Source organism: Paenarthrobacter sp. RAF54_2, assembly GCF_052113945.1.
Taxonomy (GTDB): domain Bacteria; phylum Actinomycetota; class Actinomycetes; order Actinomycetales; family Micrococcaceae; genus Arthrobacter.
Genome location: NZ_JBFRDV010000037.1, coordinates 60,546 through 76,719, shown reverse-complemented (window position 1 = coordinate 76,719; position 16,174 = coordinate 60,546). Strand labels below are relative to the sequence as shown.

The 16,174-nt window shown below is 61.3% G+C and carries 18 protein-coding genes and 1 pseudogene; 13 read left to right on the top strand and 6 right to left on the bottom strand.

Annotated elements, in window-relative coordinates; all coding sequences use genetic code 11:
- Positions 1-408 (bottom strand): annotated as a pseudogene (locus AB4Y87_RS24515) (IS3 family transposase); the annotation flags it as partial.
- A gap of 44 nt (positions 409-452) precedes the next feature.
- Positions 453-755: a transposase gene (locus tag AB4Y87_RS24510; protein ID WP_442006831.1), complete on the bottom strand. Its 303-nt coding sequence runs from the start codon at positions 753-755 to the stop codon at positions 453-455.
- A gap of 709 nt (positions 756-1,464) precedes the next feature.
- Here AB4Y87_RS24510 and AB4Y87_RS24505 point away from each other — a divergent pair.
- The 5 genes from AB4Y87_RS24505 to AB4Y87_RS24485 all read left to right on the top strand — a co-directional run bounded on the left by AB4Y87_RS24505 (position 1,465) and on the right by AB4Y87_RS24485 (position 7,169).
- On the top strand, positions 1,465-2,832 hold the full coding sequence (locus tag AB4Y87_RS24505) for an MFS transporter (RefSeq protein WP_442006830.1): 1,368 nt from the start codon (positions 1,465-1,467) through the stop codon (positions 2,830-2,832).
- A 29-nt stretch (positions 2,833-2,861) separates the two neighbouring features.
- A complete protein-coding gene (locus AB4Y87_RS24500) occupies positions 2,862-4,118 on the top strand; it encodes an aminopeptidase P family protein (protein WP_442006829.1) in 1,257 nt (418 codons plus the stop codon).
- An 85-nt stretch (positions 4,119-4,203) separates the two neighbouring features.
- Positions 4,204-5,007 (top strand): IclR family transcriptional regulator, encoded by an 804-nt coding sequence (locus AB4Y87_RS24495; RefSeq protein ID WP_442006828.1) that lies wholly within the window; start codon positions 4,204-4,206, stop codon positions 5,005-5,007.
- Positions 5,008-5,152: 145 nt separating this feature from the next.
- The gene (locus AB4Y87_RS24490) at positions 5,153-6,496 is read left to right on the top strand and encodes a sensor histidine kinase (RefSeq protein WP_442006827.1); all 1,344 of its coding nucleotides are present in this window, start codon (positions 5,153-5,155) and stop codon (positions 6,494-6,496) included.
- Positions 6,489-7,169, top strand: coding sequence for a response regulator (locus tag AB4Y87_RS24485; protein ID WP_442006826.1), 681 nt, complete (start codon positions 6,489-6,491; stop codon positions 7,167-7,169). The genes AB4Y87_RS24490 and AB4Y87_RS24485 overlap by 8 nt, the downstream gene beginning before the upstream one ends.
- Before the next feature lie 158 nt (positions 7,170-7,327).
- Here the strand turns inward: AB4Y87_RS24485 and AB4Y87_RS24480 are convergent, their stop codons facing one another.
- Positions 7,328-7,807, bottom strand: a complete 480-nt coding sequence (locus AB4Y87_RS24480) for a DUF4383 domain-containing protein (protein WP_431117001.1) — start codon at positions 7,805-7,807, stop codon at positions 7,328-7,330.
- A 154-nt stretch (positions 7,808-7,961) separates the two neighbouring features.
- On the opposite strand from AB4Y87_RS24480, the gene AB4Y87_RS24475 reads away from it, so the two are divergent.
- From AB4Y87_RS24475 to AB4Y87_RS24465, 3 genes are all read left to right on the top strand, one after another.
- Positions 7,962-8,933: a hypothetical protein gene (locus AB4Y87_RS24475; protein ID WP_442006825.1), complete on the top strand. Its 972-nt coding sequence runs from the start codon at positions 7,962-7,964 to the stop codon at positions 8,931-8,933.
- A 92-nt stretch (positions 8,934-9,025) separates the two neighbouring features.
- Positions 9,026-9,394, top strand: coding sequence for an ArsR/SmtB family transcription factor (locus AB4Y87_RS24470; protein ID WP_442006824.1), 369 nt, complete (start codon positions 9,026-9,028; stop codon positions 9,392-9,394).
- Positions 9,391-9,858, top strand: coding sequence for an SRPBCC family protein (locus tag AB4Y87_RS24465; RefSeq protein ID WP_442006823.1), 468 nt, complete (start codon positions 9,391-9,393; stop codon positions 9,856-9,858). Before AB4Y87_RS24470 ends, AB4Y87_RS24465 begins: the two co-directional genes overlap by 4 nt.
- Here the strand turns inward: AB4Y87_RS24465 and AB4Y87_RS24460 are convergent.
- A complete protein-coding gene (locus AB4Y87_RS24460; RefSeq protein WP_442006822.1) occupies positions 9,855-10,496 on the bottom strand; it encodes a LysE family translocator in 642 nt (213 codons plus the stop codon). The genes AB4Y87_RS24465 and AB4Y87_RS24460 overlap by 4 nt on opposite strands.
- A gap of 103 nt (positions 10,497-10,599) precedes the next feature.
- On the opposite strand from AB4Y87_RS24460, the gene AB4Y87_RS24455 reads away from it, so the two are divergent.
- On the top strand, positions 10,600-11,055 hold the full coding sequence (locus tag AB4Y87_RS24455; protein WP_442006821.1) for an Lrp/AsnC family transcriptional regulator: 456 nt from the start codon (positions 10,600-10,602) through the stop codon (positions 11,053-11,055).
- Positions 11,056-11,075: 20 nt separating this feature from the next.
- Here AB4Y87_RS24455 and AB4Y87_RS24450 read toward each other — a convergent pair whose 3' ends face one another.
- Positions 11,076-11,534, bottom strand: a complete 459-nt coding sequence (locus tag AB4Y87_RS24450) for an Lrp/AsnC family transcriptional regulator (protein WP_431120058.1) — start codon at positions 11,532-11,534, stop codon at positions 11,076-11,078.
- Between the two features lie 338 nt (positions 11,535-11,872).
- Here AB4Y87_RS24450 and gluQRS point away from each other — a divergent pair, with 338 nt between their 5' ends.
- Together gluQRS and AB4Y87_RS24440 are read left to right on the top strand one after the other, a co-directional pair.
- Positions 11,873-12,760 (top strand): tRNA glutamyl-Q(34) synthetase GluQRS, encoded by an 888-nt coding sequence (gluQRS, locus tag AB4Y87_RS24445; RefSeq protein ID WP_442006820.1) that lies wholly within the window; start codon positions 11,873-11,875, stop codon positions 12,758-12,760.
- A gap of 24 nt (positions 12,761-12,784) precedes the next feature.
- On the top strand, positions 12,785-13,909 hold the full coding sequence (locus tag AB4Y87_RS24440) for a serine hydrolase domain-containing protein (RefSeq protein WP_442006819.1): 1,125 nt from the start codon (positions 12,785-12,787) through the stop codon (positions 13,907-13,909).
- A 24-nt stretch (positions 13,910-13,933) separates the two neighbouring features.
- On the opposite strand, the gene AB4Y87_RS24435 is transcribed toward AB4Y87_RS24440, so the two are convergent.
- Positions 13,934-14,560: a TetR/AcrR family transcriptional regulator gene (locus AB4Y87_RS24435; protein WP_442006818.1), complete on the bottom strand. Its 627-nt coding sequence runs from the start codon at positions 14,558-14,560 to the stop codon at positions 13,934-13,936.
- Between the two features lie 121 nt (positions 14,561-14,681).
- Between AB4Y87_RS24435 and AB4Y87_RS24430 the strand changes: the two genes are divergently transcribed.
- Positions 14,682-15,470, top strand: a complete 789-nt coding sequence (locus AB4Y87_RS24430; RefSeq protein ID WP_442006817.1) for an SDR family NAD(P)-dependent oxidoreductase — start codon at positions 14,682-14,684, stop codon at positions 15,468-15,470.
- A 151-nt stretch (positions 15,471-15,621) separates the two neighbouring features.
- Positions 15,622-16,173, top strand: a complete 552-nt coding sequence (locus AB4Y87_RS24425; protein ID WP_442006816.1) for an HD domain-containing protein — start codon at positions 15,622-15,624, stop codon at positions 16,171-16,173.
- The last annotated feature ends 1 nt before the right edge of the window (position 16,174 follow it).

Here is a 16,174-nt window from a genome sequence, read left to right as displayed (position 1 = left end):
GCCCTCGCCGGTGCGCAGGTAGGTGATGTCTCCGACCAGGCGGGTGCCGGGCACCGCGGAGGTGAAGTCGCGTTTGCCCTGTTCATCGAGCATGTGGTTCCCGATGTGGGCGGTCTTGGCTTGCGGGTCCTGGACCGTGGTCTGTTTCCAGGCCTGGGTTCGGATGGCCCGCAGGCCCTTTTCGCGCATGATGGCCCCGACGGTGGGGGCGGAGACTTTGGTCCCGGCGGCGTTGAGCAAAAGCGTCAGCTGATCACGGCCGGCACGGCCTTGTTCCTTCGTGTAGAGGCCGGTAACCGCGGTGACCAGATCCTGATGCCGCACGGCACGCGGTGAGGGCCCGGCGGGGTTGCGCCACCGGTAGAACGAGGCCCGGGAGACCTTCAATGCCCGGCACAGCCACACCACGGAATGGTTGGCCTTCTCCGCTTCGATGAACTCGTAGAAGTCCTCTACTTTTGCTTCGCGGCAAAGAAGGCGCTGACTTTTCCCAGGAACTCGACCTCGGCTTTCAACCGCTCATTTTCGGCCAACGCCTTCCGGTGCTCGTCCCACGGCACCGGCCCCCGTTCCTCGGGCAGGACCGGTAAAGCACCCTGGTGACTCTCTCGATGCCGGTGAAGCCAGTTCCCCAGCGTGCTTTCCTTCACCCCGATCTCCTCGGCGACCTGTTTCACCGAACGGTTCGTGGACAAAACAAGCCGCACAGCATCCTCACGGAAAGCGGCATCGTATTTTCTTCTGGGCATGGTCATCTGAACTGAAGCTCCCATCAAGCTGTCTCACAAAACCATACGACCGCACTCTCATGTCCAACGGTCTTTGGGCGGTCCTTCTCTCACGTCCTGCGGCGGCGGCTGAATAGCTGTCACGTGCTAAAGCCCGACGCCGGCACTCCCGGGTGCCCCGACGTCGGGCTTTCTTCGTGGAAGTGAGAGAACGTTCCGAAATCGGCTGCACGATGTGCGAGAACATCTGGGTCGCCGTCGCTTGGACGCGCGCTGCCCGATACCCCCGCGCGCTGCCCGATACCCCCGCGCCCTGCCCGATACCCCCGCGCCCTGCCCGATACACCCCCGACGTTCTCTCACGTCCTGCCGTTTTTTGGAGGACGTTCTCTCATGTCCTGCGGCGGCGGCTGAATAGCTGTCACGCGCTAAAGCCCGACGTCGGCACCCACCGTGGGTGCCCGGCGTTGGGCTTTCTTCGTGGAAGTGAGAGAACGTTCCGAAATAGGCCGCACGATGTGAGAGAACATCTGGGGGTTTGGGGCGACTGATGCAACACGGTCTTCCTCACTGCAACAACGATGGAATCTGGCTCTCCGTCGCTGGATACGTCTGGAGTGGCCCGGTGAGCCATCGATGACTTTTGGAAACACTCTTGACCGTGACGCGGCCCACACGTAGTCTGGTGCAACAGTGTTGCTTCTACTGCAACCCCAAAATATTCTTGGTGGAACACATGAGTAATGAACTTTCCTCTGTGGCAGCCGCTCCGGGAGATCGGTCCAATGGCGGACACGGCACCTCTCCCGAATCCGGCCCCAATCACACAGTCAGCAAGGACACGCGCCGACGCGTCGTCACTGCGAGCTTCATCGGCAACTTCGTCGAGTGGTTCGACTACGCCGTCTACGGATACCTGGCCGGCATAATCTCGACCGTTTTCTTCCCGGAATCCGATCGCCAAACAGCCTTGCTCGCGACATTCGGCGTCTTTGCGGTCAGCTTCTTCGTAAGACCGCTTGGCGGATTCATCTGGGGCCACATCGGAGACAGGCTGGGCCGGAAACAGGCGTTGTCGCTCTCGATCGTCCTGATGTCAGTGGCCACGTTCTGCATCGCCCTGATCCCCGGGTACGCCACTATCGGCGTGATGGCTCCCATCCTGCTGCTGCTCGTAAGGGTGGTCCAGGGCTTCTCCGCTGCCGGAGAGTACGCCGGCGCGTCCGCCTTCCTGGTGGAGTATGCGCCGTCGAATCGCCGCGGACTCTATGCCGCCGTCGTGCCTGCCAGTACGGCAGCGGGTCTCCTGCTGGGCTCCTTGCTGGCCGCCCTGCTGAGTTCAGTCCTCACGGCAGAACAGCTGAACGACTGGGGTTGGCGCCTGCCGTTCCTGTTGGCGGCGCCCATGGGCTTGATCGGCAGGTACATCCGCACCAAGCTCGAGGACACGCCTGCGTTCCGTGAGCTGTCCGAGAAGGAGCCCACAGTCAAGGCTCCCGCCCTGGCGATGTTCAAGACGTACCGTAAGCAACTCATCATCGCCACGGGCGCAGTGCTGCTGAACGCCGTCGGCTTCTACGTGATCCTCAGCTACATGCCCACATACCTGTCAGTGGAACTGGGCTTCGGAGCGGCGGAATCGTTCCTGGCTACCACGATCGCCCTGGCCAGTTACATCGGCTTCATCTTCCTGACCGGCATTGCGTCGGACAAGTTCGGCCGTAAACGGATGCTCATCACCGCGTCTGTCCTGTTCGTGGTGCTGACCGTCCCTGCGTTCATGCTCCTGGATACCCGCAACTTCCTGGTGATCGTGCTGGTCCAGATCCTGCTGGGCGGAATGCTCACCCTCAACGACGGCACACTACCCAGCTTCCTGGCCGAACTCTTCCCGACGAAGGTCCGCTACACAGGCTTCGCTGTCAGTTTCAACCTCTCCAACGCGTTGTTCGGCGGCACCGCGCCGTTCATGGCAACGCTCCTCATCGGCATGACCCACAATCAACTGGCCCCCGGCTGGTACCTCGTGGCTGCCGCCCTTGTTTCCCTCATCGCAGTCCTGTTCGCCGCCGAGACTTCCAAGAAGCCACTGCAGCAGGTCTGAAACCAACCACCCCATTGAAAGGAACCACCATGACCATCACCGAGAACGAGGCCATCAACGATGTGGCCAAGCTCGATCGACTCAAGGTCCTCAACAACGGCGAGAAAGTCTCCCTGACTTTCTCGGATGCAGAGTTTGAGCGTCGCCTTACGGGCCTTCGCAGCATCATGGCCGAGAAGGACCTCGACGCCGTCATCCTCACCAGCTACCACTCCATCAAGTACTACTCCGATTTCCTCTTCACCTATTTCGGCCGCTCCTACGGCATGGTGGTCACCAAGGATGACACTGTCACCATTACGGCAAATATCGACGCCGGTATGCCTTGGCGCCGCAGCTACGGCGACAACCTCGTGTACACGGACTGGCGCCGGGACAATTACATCCACGCTATCCAGGAAGTCCTGCGCACCCGCGGCATCAACCCGCGCCGCATCGGCGTCGAAGATGACTCCCTTCCGCTGGATAACCGCAACAAGATCCAGGCCGCATTCTCGGGAGCCACGCTGGTGGATGTTGCCCAGGCTGCGATGCGCCAGCGCATGATCAAGTCGGACGAGGAAATCGCAGTCATCAAGCACGGCGCCCGCATCGGCGATCTTGGCGGAGAGGCCATCCGCAGCGCGATCACCGCTGGAATCACTGAGTACGAGGTCGCCTTGATCGGCACCGAGGCCATGGTCCACGAGATCGCCCGCACCTTCCCGGACTCTGAAATCCGTGACACGTGGGTCTGGTTCCAGTCCGGCATCAACACCGACGGCGCGCACAACTGGGCAACCACGCGCAAGATTCAGGAACACGACATCCTGTCGCTGAACTGCTTCCCAATGACCAGCGGTTACTACACGGCTCTGGAACGCACCTTGTTCTACGGCGAACCGGACGCGCGTTCATTGGAGCTGTGGAACATCAATGTTGAGGTACACAAGCGTGGCCTGGAACTCATCAAGCCCGGCGCAGTCTGCAAGGACATCGCCGCCGAACTCAACGAGATCTACGTCGGTCACGGGCTCCTGGCCAACCGCACGTTCGGCTATGGCCACTCGTTCGGCGTCTTGAGCCACTACTACGGCCGCGAAGCAGGCCTTGAACTTCGCGAAGACATCGACACCGTGCTGGAACCGGGCATGGTGGTTTCCATGGAACCGATGATTACAGTCCTGGACGGCCAACCGGGTGCCGGCGGCTACCGCGAGCACGACATCCTSGTGGTGGGCGAAGACGGTGCGGAGAACATCACCAAGTTCCCGTTCGGCCCCGARTACAACATCATCGGAGCCTAGTGACCCGGCCGGTGGGCGCAGTGCACGGCGTCCACCGGCCCAGCCCGGTCACAGTCCGCCAGCCTCAGCCAAATATAGTGAACCCATGACTCCCACGGAATCCAACGACGTTTCAGGCAACGGCGAAGCCAAAGGTACCTCGGTCATTGTCAACGCCATCGCGGTCCTGCGGAGTTTCAGTGCAGAAGAGCCGCTATTGGGGGTCACTGAAATCGCAGGGCGCATTGGCCTGCACAAGAGCACAGTTTCCCGCATCCTGGCGACCTTGGAGCAAGAGCATTTGGTGGAGCGCGACGTCGATTCGCGCAGGTTCCGCTTGGGGTTGGGAATGATCGCCATGGCGGGCCCACTCCTGGCGGAACTCGAAGAGCGGCGCGTGGCGTATCCGGTACTACGGGAACTGACCGAGCGCACGGGGGAGACCAGCGCGCTCATGGTCTGGAACGGCACCGAATCCATGAGTGTGGAGCAGATCCCCAGCCGGCACCAGGTCAAGCACCTGGCCCCTTTGGGAGTCCGTTACAACGAGGCACTCAGCTCATCCGTTCAGGTCTTCCTTGCCGCGGAGGACAAGGATCGTGTCCGTAATCTCCTCCGAAGTGGTGCGATCACTCTTCCTGGCCTCGATGAGGAAGCCATGGAGGCGTACTTGCAGCGGCTGGAGGATTCCACGAAGCGCGGCTGGGCAGTGAACTTTGGCGAGACGTCCATCGAAGAAGTGGGGGTGGCCTCTCCTGTCTATGACCACAGGGGAAACATCGTGGCGTCCGTACTCATTCCCGCACCCAAGTTCAGGGTCTCGCAGGACACACTTACCAGCCTTGGCGAAGCTTGTGCCGACGCCGCGGCCAAGGTCACCTCGCGCCTTGGTGGCCGAGCTCCGCGCTGAGCTGCAGGACGTGCAAGCCACAGGACGCGCAAGCTGCAGAAGCCGCTGGCCCAGAGGATGAATCTTCTGGCCTGCAGGTGGAGATCGGCTGTTGCATAGGTGATTTGGCCCAGAGTCGTGTTCCAGCGTGGATAGTCTGGCTGGCATGGAAAGAACACTGAGGGTATTCCGGCGTTGGGGCGCCCCTGCGGCGGCCGTGATCTTCTTCGTGCTGTGGTGCGTGGGGGAAGCCGGCCGGATGGGGCCGTGGCCGGGCCTGCCCAATTGGCCCGGTACCGTCCCGCTGCTAACGATGACTCTGAGCATCGCCCTCGCGGGCAGGAAACCCTTCGTTTCTCTAGGGCTAACCGGTGGTCTGCTGCTCGGACAACTTGTGCACGTCTTACCGGCGATGGCCGCGAACCATTGGGCCATCTACCTCGGATCGTCCATTTCCTTGGCCTTCATTATGTGGACGGGCACCAAGAAGCAGAGAATTTGGTCGRCTGCGGTCAATGTCCTCTTTGCAGCAGTCATGACTTTCATGATGATTTCCTGGCGGTACGGCGGCGGCGTGGGATGGTTCATGCCGCTCTATTCAGGCGATGCTTCTGCACTGCGGATCTACGGTTGGCAATTGCTCAGCACCCTGATGCTCATAGCGGCAGCCTGCGGCACGTTGGGCATTCTGGTGGCCCTGTATGAGGACCGGCGAACCCTGTCCCAAGCCCAGGCCGTGGCCGAAGCGAGCCTGAAAGAGACGGAAATCGAACTCATCGTGGAGCAGGAGCGCAGCAGGATCGCGCGGGACCTCCACGATGTGTTGGCTCATTCCTTAGCGGTTATTACTGCCCAAGCTGATGGGACGCGTTACCTCAGCCAAAACCAACCCAAGGTGGTACTTGAAGCACTGGAAAACATTGCTGGATCGGCAAGACACGCCTTGGTGGACGCGCAGCGGGTTATAGAAGGAGTAAGGGGAGATGGCCTGGTTGCCCCTCAACCGCGACTGGATGACTTGGCGGCATTGATCGATCAGATGCGTCGCGGCAGCTTGAAGATCGAGCTTAGCGAATCGGGCCAGACCGTGGAACTTGGTGCTGGGCAGGAACTTGCTGTCTTCCGGATCATTCAGGAATGCCTCACGAACGCGCTCAAGCATTCCGGTAGCGGGACGGCAGTTCGTCTGCATCTGGATTGGAGCGGGCCGGGCTTGACCCTGCACGCTGCTTCCCTCCTCACGGCGTCCGCTCCATTGGGGGAAGCGGACGCCGGAGAGCAGGTTGAGCGAGTCGGTCGCGGCATTCCCGGGATGCGTGAACGGGCACACCTCGCCGGCGGTTGGCTGACCGCCGGACCTGATGGCGGACATTTCCGAGTCACTGCTTTCATCCCTTACGGGACACGCCATGGAATCTCGGCGCAGGAAGCGTCAGAGACGGAATCCGACATCAAAGTTCTCGAACCCGCAGGCGTCCTTGCTGTTCCGGAGGCCGCTGAGCGTGGCTGACTCGTCCGCACTAATTACCGTCGCCTTGGTGGACGACCAACCCCTCTTTCGCGCTGGAATCCGAATGCTGGTGGAGAGCCAACCCGACATGACGTTGGCTTGGGAAGCGTCTGATGGCAAACAAGCCGTGGAATGCGCAGTCGAACAGCCGCCGGACGTCATCCTCATGGACCTGCGGATGCCGGAAATGGACGGCGTCACCGCAACCCGCCTGATCATCGAGTTGGCGCAGCAGCGGGGTTCCGACCAACCCAAGATCATTGCGTTGACCACCTTTAACCGTGATCACGCTGTCGTGGAGGCCGTTCAGGCCGGCGCAAGTGGGTACCTGCTCAAGAGCGCTGAGCCGGAGTTTCTGTTGGCCGCCATTCGCACAGTCCATTCCGGCTATTCGGTGATCGCGCCCGGCTCTGTCCACCATCTCTTCCAGCATGCGGCGCGGACAGTGCAGGTTGCGGGCCCCAATCTCTCTGTTTTGGAACCCTTATCGGCTCGGGAGAGGGATGTTTTCCTGCTCGCGGCAAAGGGTTTGGGCAATGGCGAGATGGCGGAGAGCTTGTTTGTCTCCGAAGCTACTGTGAAGAGCCATCTGCGAAGCGTGCTGACGAAGCTTGGCGTCCGGACACGTCTCCAGTTAGTGGCGTTCGCCTATGAAAACAGGTTGCTCGGCTAACATGCGCGAGGATCACCGCGATGGCATTTAAGACCAATCCGAGGCCCAAACATTGGGTTTAAATGCCAACTCGTCGCGGGAAGGCGAGACAAAAATAACGGCGACCGTCCCCACTAAGGGGCCGACCGCCGTCGTTCGTTGAGCCGACGTCCGCGACGTTACATCCTCCGCCGTGCCGTCGTTGTCTCGTCCATGGCATCCCTGCCCAGCCAAGCACCCAGACCGATCATGGCCACGCCAAGAACAAAGTGCAGCCAGTTGTCAGCGGTGTTGAACGGAACAAAGTTGGCGCCCGTTTCCTGGTTGATGATCAGGCCGTAGATCCAAAGAACGAGATATACGGCGCCGCCACCAATGAGGAAGAGGCGAGCCATGCGTCCTGTCCTGGCCATGGCCAAGCCGGCCACGCCAAACAGCAGGTGGACGATGTTGTGGAGAATGGATACTTGGAACACTCCAAGCAGCATGGCGCCGGATTCATGTCCCGCGAAGGTCATGGCGCCGTAATTGGTGGTGATACCCGGGATAAAGCCCAGGACGCCTACCAGCAGAAAAACAATGCCAACGCCCATGGCGGTGTTGTGAAGCGACAACCCCATCGCATGATGGTGTTCGGTGGGGTGCGAAGCGGTGGTCATGAAGTCCTCCCTTTCACGCTGTTACACGGCTCTTCTCATGGAGAACCGTCCCGCGGCAAGGGGTGTCGGAAAACCTTGCCGACGCCGCCATAATACTCCTGAAATGCCTCCGATAGCAGGGGAATGGCCACTTGGTGCCAGTTAGCATGGGTTCATGAGCCAGGCTCCCAACGGCGACTTCCAATCGGTCTTCCATGACACCCGGGATCTCACTCCCTTCCGCGAAGGATACGTGCGCACAACGGTCCGCGGATTGGCCGACGGCGTAGGTGAAGTCCTCTCCGGTGTCCTGAGTGGCAGGGATCCTGCCCGACTTTCTGTGCTGGGCGATGTCCCCCGGTTGAAGCGTTTGTCCACCAAGCAGGCCAAGGCAATGCATGAGGCAGTTTTCACCTCTACTGAGCCTGATAGGCTTATCTCCTTGGGTCGGCTCTACCCGGGGTGGGCAGGCTTGTGCTACGTGATGGCGGGACTATTGGCGTACAAGCATGGCGGCTATCTGCGGGCATCGGAGTTGTTGCGGCGCGGCTTAACAACAAGGATCGACGACGACGCGAGCCAGTTCTCGGCTATCTACCTGGGGCAGGTGGTCACCAGGGTTGAGGTGGCCGAACGCATTGAAGTCCCGGTTTTGTTCAGCGAGGAGTCCGTGTTCCTGGCGCTGGCACATTGCCTTCGGGAAATGGGAATGGTCGAGTCGGCGTTGGAAGCAGTAGTGGGTTTGCCGCCGTCGTTGCCTTCAGCCTTGGCACGCTGCACCGCGGCGTTTGCGCTGGGCCGGCACAGGGAAGTGGTGATGTGTACGGAGGGTTTGTTGAATACGGATGACCTCTCGGCAGCCTTGCTCCTGATCCGGGCTCGATCGCAGCGGGCGCGTGGCGATTTTGAATCGGCCCAGTCAGCGCTGAAAGAGGTCCTTCGCCGGAGGAAGAGCAGCCTGGCTCTGCGCAACGATGCCCTTACGGACCGCGCCCTTCTAGCGCTGGACCAGGGACGGCGGACGCTGACTCCCCGTTCCAAGCGACCCGCCCCGCCGGCAGAGCTGGAGACCCTCGAGGTGATCCGCAAGGACGCAGAGATGCGTCGTTTGTGGGAGAACGACTTCAGGCAGCTCAGCGGGGAATAAGTCATTGTGCATGAGCTGATGAAAGCGTAATCTTGTAATCAACCAAGTGATTGATAAAGCATTTGGTTGACAAAGAAAGGTTGCGCAGGGTTATGGATCCAGACGCTCTGGACAAGGCGTTCATGGCCCTTGCTGATCCCGTCAGGCGGGGAATCGTTGCCCGGCTGGCACGGGGAGAGGCAACGGTCAACGAACTGGCAGAGCCCTTCGCGATCACCAAGCAGGCCGTTTCAAAACACATCCAAGTCCTGGAGCATGCAGGGTTGGTGACCCGCTCCCGCGACGCCCAACGCAGGCCAGTGCACCTGGACGCAGCCGCCCTCGAAGAGCTGACGGCATGGATAGACCAATATCGACTGATCGCCGAGCGTCGCTACCGGCTACTCGACGAGCTTCTGATCGAATCCGGCCCCGGGGTCTCCCAGGGGTCACAACAAAAAGAAGAAGAGGAATTGAAATGAGCAATCCAACGGCGATTACTGCTGATGACGGCGTTCCGTTCGTAGATACCGTCCGCGAATTCGATGCACCGGTCAGCGCGGTGTTCAAGGCACACGTGGACCCCGATCTCCTGGTCAAATGGCTTGGTCCGCGGGACGCCAAGCTCAACGTCACTGAATACAACGCGACCACGGGCGGCAGCTGGCACTACGAAAGCGGCCACGACGACGCAATGTATGGATTCCGCGGGGTCTTCCACACAGTAGACACCGACGAGCTGATCATCATGACCTTCGAATTCGACGGCGCACCGAGCCAGGTGGGCATCAGCACCACCAGGTTCGAGGAAATCGACGGGCGCACCAGAATCGTCGTCCGCGAGGTCTACCCTTCGGTGGAAGCGCGTGACATGGCGCTAGCCACAGGCATGAATTATGGCGTAATCGAAGGCTACGAGCGACTTGACGAGGTTCTTGCCGCTTAGCCGCGCACCACGATGGGAAGGATCTGCTCCGTCAACAGCACTGCTCCCAGCCCAACCATGATGATCCCGCTGGCCAGCGTCACCACGCGCGCGGCGCCCGGACGTGAAGCGAGCAGCTTCCGCGAGGTCAATGCCACCCCGGTGTACACCAGGCCGGCGAGGATCACGAACGTTAGCCCCAGCAACCCGGACTGAACAGCGACAGGAAGCGCGGCTTCAGGGCTGACGAACTGCGGTACCAGCGCCACAAAGAACAGCAGGCCTTTGGGGTTGATCCCGCTGGTGCCCATGCCTTGGAAGAACGTACGGAGCTGGTTTCCGGACTGCACGACGGCGCCTTCCGCACTAAAGCTGGCCCCTCGCCATGAGCGGATGGTCACGAAGCCGAGCCACAACAGGTAGGCGGCGCCGGCAATCGTGAGCCAGCCGAGCAGGCCCGGGACTCCCGCCAACAAGGCTGCCAGTCCTGCCGTCATCAGCACGGTGTGAATCACATAGCCGCTGCACAATCCCGCGACAGCAGGCACGAAGCTGCGCTGACGAAGTCCGGCTGAAATCGAGTAAGCCCAATCGACGCCGGGTGTGCAGGCCAAAGAGACTGCAACGAGCATGAAGGCGAGGAACAGCTGTGGGTTCACGATCTCTCCAGGGATGTAGTGGGTAGGAAAACTCTAGGGAAAATCGCCCCATAAGTGTTCCCCGATTTATCCCTGAAACCGCCTATTTGGGTAAGATCATTGCGTGATTGACCATATTGATAAGAATATTTTGCGCCACCTCCAAGAGGACGGTCGAATGACAGCCACTGCCTTGGCGTCGAAGGTGGGATTGACGGTGGCCCCGTGTCATCGAAGACTCCGGGATCTGGAGTCCTCCGGGGTTATTCGGGGCTACCGCGCGGACATCGATCCAGCAGCAGTGGGGCTCGGATTTGAGGCGATAGTGTTCGTCACCCTTCGCCAGGTGGAGCGCACCATCATGGCGGAGTTCGAGGAACGTGTGACCGCGAGCCCGAACATCGTTGAGGCGCAGCGACTCTTCGGCTCTCCCGACTATTTGTTGAAGGTCATCGCGGCTGACCTACCTGCCTATCAGCGCTTCTATGACGACGTACTCGCAGCCCTTCCGGCTGTTGAGCGTCTCACGTCGACTTTGGTGATGAAGAACCTGAAGACCAACATTGGGCCGCCGGTTTAAGCAGCATTCCTTCTAGGGCGCTATTCCTTCAGCAGCCCGGTAGTCCGGTAGGGAATCACTTCGCGTAGGAACATGCTGGTGGACGTGCGCACGATTCCCGGGCACAGCCTGATTTCCTCCGAGACGCGGTAGAGGTCGTCCGGGCTCTTGGCTACCACCCTGATGATGAGGTCGGTATCGCCGGCAGGAGCGTGGCATTCGAGTACCTCAGGGATCTCGCGGAGCGCGGCGATGGCTTCATTGAGGTGGCTTTGGTCGAGTTCGGCGCTTACAGCAGCCGCGACACCCCGCCCAAGTGCCGAGGGCAGCACGCGGCTGCTGTTGGGGCGCAATGCTCCCGACGCCGTCATCCGCTCCAGGCGCGACTGGACCGTGCCGCGCGCCAGGTGCAGTTTCTGGGCAAGGACCATGATGGGGACGCGGGGATCCTCATCAAGGGCGGCGATGATCCTGCGGTCCGTCGCGTCGAGTTCCTGCAAAATGACCACTTCCTGTCTGCAATTTCAACTCTGATTAGTCAGATCGACCACTCAATGCCACGTCTGTTGCACCAACTGTATGCGCACTGCTGAAATGGTGACAACGAAGCAGGGCGAGGCTACCGCCGGATCCCGCAGGCAGCAGGCACCTGGAACACCACCCGGACCCCTGTACAGGTTTCCCGCAAGGAAGCAGCCGCTGATTGACTCTTGTTCACAGCATTGTCATTCTGCACCCGCCCGTCCTGACGGGCAGCACAGCAAGAGCCCCTGAGCCACCGGATCGTTGCGGTAGCTGAGGGGCTCTTGTGTTGTGTGCCGACGCATAGGCTTGGACCATGACGTCTGCAGGCCGCTTCGCCCCCAGCCCTTCCGGGGAACTGCATGTAGGCAATCTCCGCACGGCGATCCTCGCTTGGCTCTTCGCTAAATCGACTGGCCGCGACTTCCTGCTCCGTGTTGAGGACCTGGACCGGGCGCGGTCCGGCGCGGAAGCGGAGCAGCTCCGCGACCTGGAGGCCATCGGCGTCAGCTGGGACGCCGCCGTCGTACGTCAGACTGAACGCGGAGCGCTGTATGAGGAAGCGATCAGCCGCCTGACTGCCGAGGGCCGCACTTACGAGTGCTTCTGCACCCGCCGCGAAATCCAGGAAGCGCCCTCGGCGCCGCACTCTCCACAAGGCGCCTATCCAGGTACGTGCCGGAGGCTGTCCGAGGCCGAGCGCGAGATCCGCCGGGCGTCGCGTCCGGCATCAATCCGCCTCCGATCGGACGCCGCTGAGTGGGCTGTTGAGGACCAGTTGCACGGCCCCTACGTGGGTGTGGTGGACGACTTTGTGCTGCGCCGCAACGATGGGGTCACGGCCTACAACCTGGCAGTTGTAGTAGACGATGCCGCCCAGGGAATCGACCAAGTGGTCAGGGGCGACGACCTCCTTCCGTCCACTCCTCGGCAGGCGTACTTGGCCACCCTGTTGGGCTTGCCAGTCCCGGAATATGCCCACGTTCCGCTGGTGGTAAACCACGACGGCGTGAGGCTGGCAAAGCGGGACGGTGCAGTAACGCTGGGCGACCTCGCCGCCGTCGGAGTTTCAGCGGAGCGTGTACGCGACCTCCTCCTTGAGTCGTTGGGATTACCCGCCGGTTCCTTGGAGGATGCCGTGCCGGAATTCGACCCCCGAAGGCTGCCGAGGGAGCCTTGGGTGTGGAAAACTCCCAGAGCTTGAGTGCAGGCCAAGTAGGCTGTCTGGATGCATTCACAGGTGATCGCCCCAGGTTTCGAGTCCGTAGCCGAGCTGTTCAGTAGGTTCCTCGAACGAGACCCTGAATATTCCGCCCAAGTGGCGGCGTACCATCGGGGCGTCAAGGTGCTGGATCTCAGCGGCGGGCCTCACATCCGTCCTGATTCAGTCACGGGTGTTTTCTCGTGCTCCAAGGGCATGGCAGGCCTTGTCATAGCTCTGCTGGTTCAAGACGGCGAACTGGATCTCGACGCGGAAGTGGTCAAATATTGGCCGGAGTTCGGTGCCGAAGGAAAGGCCTCCATCACTGTTTCCCAACTCCTTTCGCACCAGGCCGGACTGTTGGGCGTCGAGGGAGGCGTGAGCCTTGAGGAAGTCAACAATTCCGAACTCGCGGCCGCGAAGCTCGCCAAACTTCCCCCGCTGTGGAAGCCGGGTGCGGCGTTCGGTTATCACGCCCTGACGATCGGCATTTTCGTGGAGGAGCTGTGCCGGCGAGTCACGGGTTCCACGGTCCAGGAGGTCTTCGAACATCGCATCCGATCCGTGACGGGTGCCCACTTCTACCTTGGCCTACCGGATGCTGAGGAAGAACGCTTCGCGCCTTTCCGCTGGGCGGCAGATCCCACGTGGCCCTGGGTGGACCCCGCCAGCCATTTCGGCTTGTCGGCCAACGCTGCAGAGGGGGACATCCTGGACCTTCCGAACATCCGCGAGGTCCGCGCCGCCGGTATGAGCTCGGTAGCGGGCGTTTCCAGCGCTGAGGGCATGGCCAGGATCTACGCTGCAGCGGTGACGGGGTTGGCGGCCGGCGGTCAGGCCGCCGTCGCACCCTTCCTGACGGAGGAGACCATCCGCCAGGTTTCCGCTGAGCAGGTGTTCGGGATCGATCGCGTCTTCGGCGAAACCGGCTGCTTCGCCACGGTCTTCATGAAGTCGCACAGCCGGATGCCGTTCGGCAGCTATCGAGCGTTCGGGCACGACGGCGCCAGCGCGTCTTTGGGATTCGCGGACCCGGTGTATGAGCTTGGCTTTGGATACGTTCCGCAACAGGCCGAGCCCGGAGGAATTGGTTGCCGCAACCTCCTGCTCAGTTCAGCCGTGCGGGAGGCGATAGCAGGGCTCTCGGCGTAGTCCCGCGAGTGCCTTGGCTTCTGGTTAGGAGTCCGCTGTCTGTGAGAGCTGCGCGGCTGGAACTCCCGCTGCCATGCCCGCCCACAGGGTGTCAGTGGTGGCAGCAACGACGTCCTCAACACTGTTGCCGTCCAACTGCTTGACTGCCGCCAGGAGCGCGGCGCCATGCAAGCTCACGAAGCACACCATGGCCAGGGTTTCTGTGTCGCCCGGGGCCAAGGCTCCGTCATCCTGTGCCTCTGCAATGAGGGCGCGGGCCACGTGGATCCCTTGCTCGCCGATGTTCCGCAACTCCGTGCTGGACCCGGGGTGATGCTTGGTGGAGTACATGACGGTCAAAAGCGCCGGGTGGGAGACCGCGAAGTCCACATAGGCGGTGGCCACGCTTGCAAAGCGCTGACGAAGGTTATCTCCATTCCCAGCCGCCGCGAGTATGCGCTGGTTCATCAGCTCAAAGCCAGCCAACGCCAAGGCGTCGATGAGGGCTTGCTTGTCGCGGAAATGTTTGGCCGGCGCGCCGTGGCTGACATTGAGGTCCCGGGCCAACTGCCTCAGGGAGAGTGCGTCGACGCCCGATTGCTCAATGGTTTCCATGGCGCGCTCCAGTAGAGCTTCTCGCAGCTTGCCATGGTGATAGGGCTGGTCCGTCATACCTCAAGTCTAACTGAAAGTAGTCATTGACAACAATGTAGACAGTGCCTACGATGTTGGCATTGACTACATCGAGTCGACGGGATTCATCCGGCGTCGGCGTTTACAGATTGGAATTGCCATGACCATGACCTATTCGGGTACTACTGCATTGATCACAGGCGCAAGCTCCGGGCTTGGCGCTGAATTCGCAAGCCGCTTCGCCGCCCGAGGTTCCAACTTGATCCTCGTGGCCCGCCGCGCAGATCGCCTTGAAGAACTGGCCGGGAAATTGCGCGCCGAGCACGGCGTAGCCGTCACCGTGCTTCCCATGGACTTGGGCCGTCCTGGTGTTGGCAAGGAACTCGTGGACGAAATGACCAAGCGCGGAATCACCGTGGACACCCTCATCAACAATGCAGGCTTCGGAACCCGCGCCGCCTTGGTGGAGGAAGACCCTGAGGTCATCGCTTCCGAGATCGCACTCAATGTGGCTGCCTTGGTGGATATCACCCGGGCCTTCATGCCGGGCATGCTCTCCTCGGGCAAGGGTGCGCTGGTGAATGTCGCCAGCACCGCCGCGTTCCAGCCGATCCCTGGCATGGCCGTCTACGGGGCCACCAAGGCATTCGTCCTCAGCTTCACCGAGGCCGTTGCCCACGAGGCCAAGAGCTCCGGACTTCGTGTGCTTGCCCTCTGCCCGGGCGCCACCCGCACCGAGTTCTTCGATGTCCTCGGCAGCGAATCCGCGGCAGTCGGGCGGATGCGAACCTCAGCGCAGGTTGTGCAAACAGCGCTTAAAGCGCTGGACCGGCCCGGAACGCCGGCAAGTGTTGTGTCCGGCTGGGCCAACCGCATCGCCGCCGGTCTCGCGCAGCGAGTGCCGAGGGCGCTCGCTGTGGGCATCGCCGCCCGTGCTGTTCAGGAGTAGTCGCTGTTCAGGAGTTGAGTAGTACCAGGGCAGGAATAGCGCCTGTGCAGGAGTGGTTACGGTGCCCGGATAGGCGGCGCGCACGACTTTGCGGATAGCCTGAAGAAAGGTCCGATCCATGTTCGGTGCCTACATCAATCCGGAGGCCAGCATGACCGAACCACGCTTCACCGTTGAGACGGCGAAGATACTCGCCGAGGTGGCCCACAATCGCCAAAAGGACAAGCTTAAGCGCCCTTATCGGGAGCATGTCCTGGCGGTGGGGGACGCGCTCGCCGACTTCGACGAGGACATCCAGATTGCGGGCTACCTTCACGACATCGCCGAGGATACTCCCATTACGAGGCAAGCCTTGTTGGATATGGGGGTCTCCGAGCGCGCCCTTGCGATCATTGAACGTGTCACACGCCGCTTCCACGACGACCCCGACGATTATGAAGCAGGGATCCGGTTTGTGGCCGAGGATCACGATGCCACCTTGGTCAAAATTGCCGATAATGCCCATAATTCCCTGCCGGAACGAGTCCAGGCTCTGGCTGAGAAATGGCCCGACAAGCCGCCCATGACCCGCTACGCCGACGCCCGTCCGGTGCTTTACAACGCCGTGCCGCGGGAAGAAGTGGAGTTGATCCTGCAGAGGGTAAACCCGTATCTACTTCCGGAGCTCGACGACATCGTTCCTGACCAAGCCTGCCCTGAGTAGC